Annotated in this window: 7 protein-coding genes and 1 pseudogene; all 8 read left to right on the plus strand. The window is 71.8% G+C overall.

Features of this window, described 5'->3' with window-relative positions:
* Window positions 1-182, plus strand: a pseudogene (locus HW445_RS32785) (nitrate reductase molybdenum cofactor assembly chaperone); the annotation flags it as partial.
* Window positions 179-868 carry a respiratory nitrate reductase subunit gamma gene (gene narI, locus HW445_RS12505; protein WP_180221102.1) on the plus strand — a complete coding sequence of 230 codons (690 nt, stop codon included), beginning with the start codon at window positions 179-181 and terminating at the stop codon, window positions 866-868. The pseudogene HW445_RS32785 and the gene narI, both read left to right, overlap by 4 nt.
* A gap of 115 nt (window positions 869-983) precedes the next feature.
* Window positions 984-1,817: a ribonuclease BN gene (locus HW445_RS12510; RefSeq protein ID WP_180221103.1), complete on the plus strand. Its 834-nt coding sequence runs from the start codon at window positions 984-986 to the stop codon at window positions 1,815-1,817.
* Between the two features lie 125 nt (window positions 1,818-1,942).
* Window positions 1,943-2,719 (plus strand): nucleotidyltransferase domain-containing protein, encoded by a 777-nt coding sequence (locus tag HW445_RS12515; protein ID WP_180221104.1) that lies wholly within the window; start codon window positions 1,943-1,945, stop codon window positions 2,717-2,719.
* 146 nt (window positions 2,720-2,865) lie between these two features.
* Window positions 2,866-4,278, plus strand: coding sequence for an extracellular solute-binding protein (locus HW445_RS12520; RefSeq protein ID WP_180221105.1), 1,413 nt, complete (start codon window positions 2,866-2,868; stop codon window positions 4,276-4,278).
* A 151-nt stretch (window positions 4,279-4,429) separates the two neighbouring features.
* Window positions 4,430-5,392: a carbohydrate ABC transporter permease gene (locus HW445_RS12525; RefSeq protein WP_180221106.1), complete on the plus strand. Its 963-nt coding sequence runs from the start codon at window positions 4,430-4,432 to the stop codon at window positions 5,390-5,392.
* Between the two features lie 14 nt (window positions 5,393-5,406).
* Window positions 5,407-6,282: a carbohydrate ABC transporter permease gene (locus HW445_RS12530; RefSeq protein WP_180221107.1), complete on the plus strand. Its 876-nt coding sequence runs from the start codon at window positions 5,407-5,409 to the stop codon at window positions 6,280-6,282.
* Between the two features lie 111 nt (window positions 6,283-6,393).
* A partial coding sequence (locus HW445_RS12535) for a glycoside hydrolase family 13 protein (RefSeq protein WP_180221108.1) occupies window positions 6,394-7,711 on the plus strand: 1,318 nt, incomplete at its 3' end.

A 7,711-nucleotide genomic window follows, 5' to 3' on the forward strand; every position in this document is an offset into this window, starting at 1 on the left:
GGGCGGTGGCCGAGCTGGTCGCCCAGGGGCCGCCCGGGGAGGAGGTCGGCCTCGACCCGTACGGGGCGCCGGGGCCGGGGCCGGGCGTCTTCGCGCCGCCTGGCGCCTTCGTCCCGCCGTCTCCCGCCCCGCCCTCGCGCGTTCTCCCGCTGATTCCTGCGACCGAGGAAGGCCGCCCATGAGCGCCCCGAACCTCCTCCTGTGGGTTGCCCTGCCCTACGTCTGCCTCGCCGTGTTCGCGGCCGGGCACGTCTGGCGGTACCGCCACGACCAGTTCGGCTGGACGTCCCACACCAGCCAGCTCCTGGAGCACCGGTGGCTGCGCCGGGGCAGCCCGCTGTTCCACGTCGGCGCCTTCATGGTGATCGCCGGTCACGTGGTGGGCCTGGCTGTCCCCGCCTCGTGGACCGAGGCGGCCGGCGTCGACGAGCACACGTACCACACCGTGGCCGTCTGGGCGGGGTCGGTGGCCGGCCTGGCCATGGTGGCGGGACTCGGCATGCTTTGTGCCCGCCGGGTGCTGACCCGGCGGATCCGGCCGACCACCAGCCGCAGCGACAAGCTGCTCTTCCCGCTGCTGGCCGCCACCGTGCTCCTCGGCATCGCCGCGACGGTGGCGCACAACGTGCTGGGCGGCGGCTACGACTACCGCGGCACGGTCTCCGTCTGGTTCCGCGGCCTGTTCGCCCTCCGGCCCCGGCCCGAGGCGATCGCCGGCGCGCCGCTGCTGTTCCAGCTGCACGCGCTGACCGCCTGCCTGCTGTTCGCCGTCTGGCCCTTCACCCGTCTGGTCCACGTCTGGAGCGCCCCGGTCGGGTACCTGGTCCGCCCCTACGTGGTGTACCGCCACCGCGCGGCCACCAGGTGACGGCCGCTCCCCGGGGTGACCTCTTCTCCCCGGGGAGCGGCACCGTGCCCCCGCCCGGTCCCCCGGCTGCCCCGGTGGGTTTGTCGCGGCGCCACCGGTCGCGGAGGGTCGTGACATGAGGCGTCGAAGCACCAGGGCCGCCGAGGACCGGCCGGGGCCGCTGCACCGCGCGTGGCGGCGGCTGGCCGCGACCGCCCTGATCCGTCAGGCCCGCGACCTGGAGCTGATGCACCGTGCCCTCGGCTTCGCCACCCTCGCCCTGGTCACCCTCGCCCCGCTGCTGATCGTGGTGGCCGCCGCCGACCCGCTGGGACGGGGCGGCTTCGCCTCCTGGCTCGCCGACGGGATGGGGCTGCCGCATCGGTCGGCGGAGGTCCTCACCGACATCTTCAGCCCGCCCCCCAAGGTCGTCGGCTCCACCAGCGTGCTCGGCGGCATCACCCTGGCCCTGTTCGGGGTGGCCCTCGGCGGCAGCGTGCAGAACGGCTACGAGCGGATCTGGGGCCTGCCCTCCGGTCCCTGGCACCGCGTCTGGCGGCAGATGGTGTGGCTGATCGCGCTGACCGCCTACCTGTACCAGGAGGTCCTCACCCGCGACCTCCCCGGCGGGGTGCGGATCGCCCTGAGCTCGGCGGTCGGCACCGTGTTCTTCTGGTGGGGGCAGCACTTCCTGCTGGGAGGTCAGGTGCCCTGGCGCCGCCTGCTCCCCGGCGCCCTGTCCACCATGGCCGGCCTGATCGGCCTGCGCGCCTTCTCGTACTACGTCTTCACCCCGCTCATCGTGACCAACGCGATCAGCTACGGCGCCGTCGGCATCGTCCTGGTCGTGGAGTCCTGGCTGATCGGCGTCGGGTTCGTGTTCCACGGCGGGGCGCTCTTCGGCCACTGGCTGGTCCACCACCACGGCACCGGACGCGAGCGGCCTCCCCGGCGGACCCGGGTGCTGTGACCCGCGCCGTGCCCTCCGCCGGACCGCGGCACGCCGCCCTCCGGTGCCGTGACCGGTGGACGGGCGCGTCCCGGCGGGCCGATGATCGGTCCCCGCCGCCACGCCTTCACCCCCGGGGGGAACGGATGACCGTCGTCGACTGGAAGCACGCGCTGGAGCCGATGCTGCGGGCCTGGGACCCGCGGCCGGAGGCCGCGGTACTGGTGGGCAGTCAGGTCAGGGGCGAGGCGACCGCGTGGTCCGACATCGACGTCGTGTGCGTGGGTGCCGGCCCCGGATACCTCTTCCGGCTGACCGAGCTGGGTCCGGTGTCCTGGAGCTTCGCGACCGCGGACGAGCACCGGGCCCGCATGGCGGACCACCACTCCTGCGGCCAGGTGGTGCCGGCCTGGCGGGACGCCCTGGTCCTGGACGACCCGCACGGCCGGGCGCGGGAGCTCGTCGAGCGGGCGCGGGCCTGGAGCTGGGACGACCTCGACCCCTCGCCCGAGACCTGGGCGGCCGGGCAGGTGTACGGCTACGCGGAGGAGGTGCTGAAGCTGCACCGGGCCGTGGCCCGGCGGGACCGGGTCAACGCCCGCGTCCAGGCCTCCGTCCTCGTCCTCCACCTGGCTCCGGTGGTGGCGGCCGGCACGCGCACCTTCTTCACCTCCGAGAACCACCTCTGGCACCTCCTCGCGGACCGCCTCGGCGAGGACTGGCGCCGCCACCAGGAAGCGGCCCTGGCCACCCGGGGCGAGGCGTTCGAGGAGGGCTGCGCGGCCGCCGTCGCGCTCTTCCGCGCCGCCTGCGCCCTCTTCGACGACGCCATGACCGCGGAGCAGCGGAGCATCACCGCGCACGCGCTCCGCACCGGTCCCGGGCGTCCCGCGCAGGCGTCGCAGACGCGGGATCACAACTAATCGACTCGACCTTGTCAGAGATTTACGAAGCTAACGCAACATCTTGCGTTCCCTTGTCGGTGGTGGTTGAGTGTGCCGCGCCCCACAACGCATCCGCCGTCCGGTGGTGGGGCGACCTCCACGTTCATGCCCGAAGGGGACCACCCATGAGATGTGCCCGGTTCCGCCGTACCCGCCGTGCCGGCGCGGTCGCCCTGGTGTCCGCTCTCACGCTGACCGTGCTCGCCGCCTGCGGCACCAGCAGCAGCGACGACGACGCCGATTCCCGCGCAAGCGGCTCGTCGGATCCGGCCGCGCCCCTGGATCCGCGGACGAAGGTGACGATCACCATCGACTGCATGCCCCCGGCGGCGAAGGCGGCCGAGCTGAAGCAGTGGAAGGAGGACGTCGCGGAGTTCAACAGGACGTACCCGAACGTCACCGTCCAGGGCCGCTCCACCCCGGGCCAGTGCCTGGAGCCGCCGCGCTTCACCGCCATGCTCAAGGCGAAGTCGCAGCCGGACGTCTTCTACACCTACTTCACCGACCTGCCGCAGGTCCTGGACAACGACGGCGCCGAGGACATCACCGCCTACGTCAACGACCGGTCCGTCCCCCTGCTGAAGGACATCGATCCGAACGTCCTGGCGTCCCTGCGCCACGAGGGCAAGCTGTACGGGCTGCCCACCAGCAACTACACGATGGGCCTGCTGGTCAACCGCAAGCTCTTCGAGCGGGCGGGCCTCGACCCCGACAGCCCGCCACGCACCTGGGAGGAGGTCCGGACCGCCGCGAAGAAGATCGCCGGCCTGGGCGACGGCATCGCCGGCTTCGGCGAGTACAGCGCGGGCAACACCGGCGGCTGGCACTTCACCGCCCAGGTGTACAGCGTCGGCGGCGATGTCGTCGACGCGAGCGGCGAGAAGGCGGCCTTCAACACCGGCCTCGGCAAGCAGGTCGCCCGGAACCTGCACGCCATGCGCTGGGAGGACGACAGCATGGGCAGGACCCAGCTGCTGAAGTGGGGTGACCTGCAGAAGCAGATCGCCTCCGACAAGCTCGGGATGTTCCTCGCGGCCCCCGACGACATCGCCTACATGGTCCAGCAACTCGGCGCGAAGTACGAGAACTTCGGCATGGGGCCGATCCCCGGCGGGAAGGCCACGCTGGCCGGCGGCAACAGCTACATGATCAAGAAGGGCATCTCGCCCGACCAGGTCAAGGCCGCGATCGCCTGGCTCAACTTCAAGAACCTCACCGTCGGCAAGGGCCAGTTCGCGTGGGAGCGGACCAAGGCCGACGGCCTGCCGGTCGGCGTCCCGCAGCCCAACTTCTGGCTGAACGGGTCCAAGTCCGAGGACGACGCCGCCCGCGCCGAGCACGCCACCATGCCGGTCGAGAACTTCCGGACCTTCATGGACAACCCCGTCGCCGGCAAGGCCGAGCCGCCGAAGGCGCAGGAGATCTACAAGGTCCTCGACAACGTGATGTCCGGCATCCTCACCAACGAGGACGCCGACATCGACAAGCTCCTCGCCACCGCCGAGTCGCAGGTCAACCAGATCCTGGCCCACCGGTGACCACGCCGGGCCGGGGGCGGACCACGCGGCCCGCCCCGGCCCGGCCACGGCACAGGCACCTCCCCCGGCACCTCCGGCACCACCGGCACCACCGGCGCCTCGAACCGGACACCGGACACCGGACACCGCAGATCAGCACCGAGGAGCGACGATGGCGGCCACCACCGGCCTCACCCCGAGCAAGGCGGGACCCTCCCGCCCGTCCACACCGCCCGAGGCGGCGCCCGTGCCCCCCGGCGGCGGCTTCGCCCGAGCGCTGCGACGCAACCTGACCGCCCACGCCTTCCTCGTCGGCGCGGTCCTCTGCTTCGCCGTGTTCTCCTGGTATCCCATGGTCAGGGAGTTCTTCCTGGCCTTCCAGACGACCGAGAACGGCGAGGTCAGCTGGGTCGGCCTGGACAACCTGGCCACCGTGTTCAACGATCCCGCCTTCTGGCAGGCCTGGCGCAACACGCTCCTGTTCACCGTGCTGGCGCTGCTCCTCGGATTCGCGGTGCCGTTCCTCGTGGCGGTCGTCATCAACGAGTTCCACCACGGCCAGGGCTATCTCCGGCTGCTGGTCTACCTGCCGGTTATGCTGCCTCCGGTCGCCTCCGTGCTGCTCTTCCAGTACCTGTACGACCCCGGCTACGGACTCCTCAACGAGCTGCTGCGCCTCCTCCACCTGCCGGAACAGCAGTGGCTCCAGGACCCTGACCTCTCGATGCTCTCCATCGTGGTCGCCTCCACCTGGATGAACATGGGAGGCGCCACCCTCATCTACCTCGCCGCGCTCCAGGGGATACCGGGCGAGCTCTACGAGGCCGCGGAACTCGACGGCGCCGGCCTCCTGCGCAAGATCTGGCACGTGACGATCCCGCAGACGCGCCTGGTCCTCTCGCTGATGCTGCTCATGCAGGTCATCGCGACGATGCAGGTCTTCGTCGAGCCGTTCCTGCTCACCGGCGGCGCCGGCCCGGAGGGGTCGACCACCACCGTCGTGTACCTCATCTACCAGTACGCCTTCAACTTCAACGACTACGGCGCCGCCGCGGCGCTCGGGCTGCTCCTGCTCGTGCTCCTCGCCGGTTTCTCGGCGGCGTACGTGCGGCTCAGCCGCGCCCAGGACGAGTAGGCCGGGAGACCACCATGTCCACGCGTACGCTCATCTCGCCGGCCCAGCTCGCCAGGCCCCGCGGCAAGGTTGTCTACCGGATCGTCCTCGCCCTGGTGCTCGCCGGCTTCACCCTCGTCTTCCTCGGCCCGCTGTACTGGCTGGTCGCCGGCGGTTTCAAGGACGCCCAGGAGGTGATCCAAACCCCGCCGACCCTGGTGCCCCACAGCTTCACGCCGGAGAACCACAGCCGCGCCTGGGAGGTCATGGACCTCGCGCAACTCCTCGGCAACACCCTCTACTACGCGTTCGGGGCGCTCGCCTTCCAGCTCGTCCTCGACGTGGCGGCCGCGTACTCGCTGTCCAAACTGCGCCCGGTGTTCGGCAAGGCGATCCTCGGCCTGATGCTCGCCACGCTCATGATCCCGGCGACCGTGCTGCTGGTGCCCCAGTACCTGACGGTCCTGGACGTGCCGGTCGTCGAGCGGAACCTGCTGAACACGCCGTGGGTGATCTGGCTGCCATCGGTGACCAACGCCTTCAACATCTTCCTGCTCAAGCGGTTCTTCGACTCGATCCCGAGGGAACTCCTCGACGCCGCCTCGATGGACGGCGCGAGCCCGACGCGCGTCCTGTGGTCCGTCGTGCTGCCCATCTCCCGGCCGATCCTCGGCGTGGTCTCGATCTTCGCGATCGTGGGGGTCTGGAAGGACTTCCTCTGGCCGATGCTCACCCTGCCCGATCCGGCGATGCAGACGCTCAACGTCGGCATCTACTCGCTGTCCACCGGGGTGCCGGTGAACGTCCTGATCGCGGCGCTGACCATCGCCTGCGTGCCCACGCTGCTGATCTTCCTGGTCTTCCAGCGCAACATCATGAGCGGCCTCACCGCCGGCGGCGTCAAGGGCTGACCGCCCCTCGCGCCCGAACCTCACCGCGCCCATGCCTTCGCCGCCGGTCCGTGCCCAGCCCGCTGCTGCGGGCCGGCGGCGAAGATCCACCCTGCCCGAAAGGACCGTCACGTGGCAGCCCCCACTCCGCACCGCACCGCCGACTGGTGGCGCGACGCCGTCATCTACCAGGTGTACCCGCGCAGTTTCGCCGACGGAGACGGCGACGGCACCGGGGACCTGGCGGGCGTCCGCGCGCGACTGCCCTACCTCGCGGAACTCGGCGTCGACGCCGTCTGGTTCACCCCCTGGTACCTCTCGCCGATGGTCGACGGCGGCTACGACGTGGCCGACTACCGCACCGTCGACCCGGCCTTCGGCACCCTCGCCGACGCGGAGAAGCTGATCGCGGAGGCCCGCGCGCTCGGCATCCGCACGATCGTCGACATCGTCCCCAACCACGTCTCCGACCAGCACCCCTGGTTCCGGGCCGCCCTGGCGGCGGGCCCGGGCAGCCCGGAACGGGAGCTGTTCCACTTCCGCCCCGGACGCGGCGAGGCGGGCGAACTCCCGCCCAACGACTGGCCGTCGCAGTTCTCCGGAACCACCTGGACCCGTGTCCCCGACGGCGAGTGGTACCTGCACCTGTTCACCCCGGAGCAGCCCGACCTCAACTGGGACCACCCCGCCGTGCGCGCGGAGCACGAGGACATCCTGCGGTTCTGGTTCGAGCGCGGCGTCGCCGGCGTGCGCATCGACTCCGCGGCGCTGCTCGTCAAGGACCCCGCCCTGCCGGACTACGAGGAGGGCGCCGGCCGGCCGCCCTTCATCGACCAGGACGCGCTCCACGACGTCTACCGCGCCTGGCGCGCCGTCGCCGACGAGTACGGCGGCGTCTTCGTCGGGGAGGTGTGGCTGCCCGACGCCGAACGCTTCGCGCGCTACCTGCGCCCCGACGAGCTGCACACCGCCTTCAACTTCAACTTCCTCACCTGCCCCTGGGACGCGGGCCGGCTGCGCCGCTCCATCGACGGCACCCTCGCCGAACACGCCCCGGTCGGCGCCCCGGCCACCTGGGTGCTGTGCAACCACGACGTCACCCGCACCGTCACCCGCTACGGCCGTGCCGACACCGCGTTCGACTTCGCCACCAAACGCTTCGGCACCCCCACCGACCTCGCCCTCGGCACCCGGCGCGCCCGCGCCGCGGCCCTGCTGACCCTCGCGCTGCCCGGCTCCGTCTACCTCTACCAGGGCGAGGAGCTGGGCCTGCCCGAGGCCGACGTCCCCCGCGACCGCATCGAGGACCCGATGCACTTCCGCTCCGGCGGCACGGACCCCGGCCGGGACGGCTGCCGGGTGCCGCTGCCCTGGGAGGCCGGGGCGCCGTCCCACGGGTTCGGGGCGCGTTCGGAGCCCTGGCTGCCCCAGCCCGCCGACTGGGGCGACT

This window comes from Streptomyces sp. UH6, from assembly GCF_013421635.1.
Classification (GTDB): domain Bacteria; phylum Actinomycetota; class Actinomycetes; order Streptomycetales; family Streptomycetaceae; genus Streptomyces; species Streptomyces abyssomicinicus.

Excerpts from the sequence above, each read along its gene's own strand:
- narI (WP_180221102.1), top strand. The coding sequence starts at position 179 with ATGAGCGCCCCGAACCTCCTCCTGTGGGTTGCCCTGCCCTACGTCTGC.
- HW445_RS12510 (WP_180221103.1), top strand. The coding sequence starts at position 984 with ATGAGGCGTCGAAGCACCAGGGCCGCCGAGGACCGGCCGGGGCCGCTG.
- HW445_RS12515 (WP_180221104.1), top strand. The coding sequence starts at position 1,943 with ATGACCGTCGTCGACTGGAAGCACGCGCTGGAGCCGATGCTGCGGGCC.
- HW445_RS12520 (WP_180221105.1), top strand. The coding sequence starts at position 2,866 with ATGAGATGTGCCCGGTTCCGCCGTACCCGCCGTGCCGGCGCGGTCGCC.
- HW445_RS12525 (WP_180221106.1), top strand. The coding sequence starts at position 4,430 with ATGGCGGCCACCACCGGCCTCACCCCGAGCAAGGCGGGACCCTCCCGC.
- HW445_RS12530 (WP_180221107.1), top strand. The coding sequence starts at position 5,407 with ATGTCCACGCGTACGCTCATCTCGCCGGCCCAGCTCGCCAGGCCCCGC.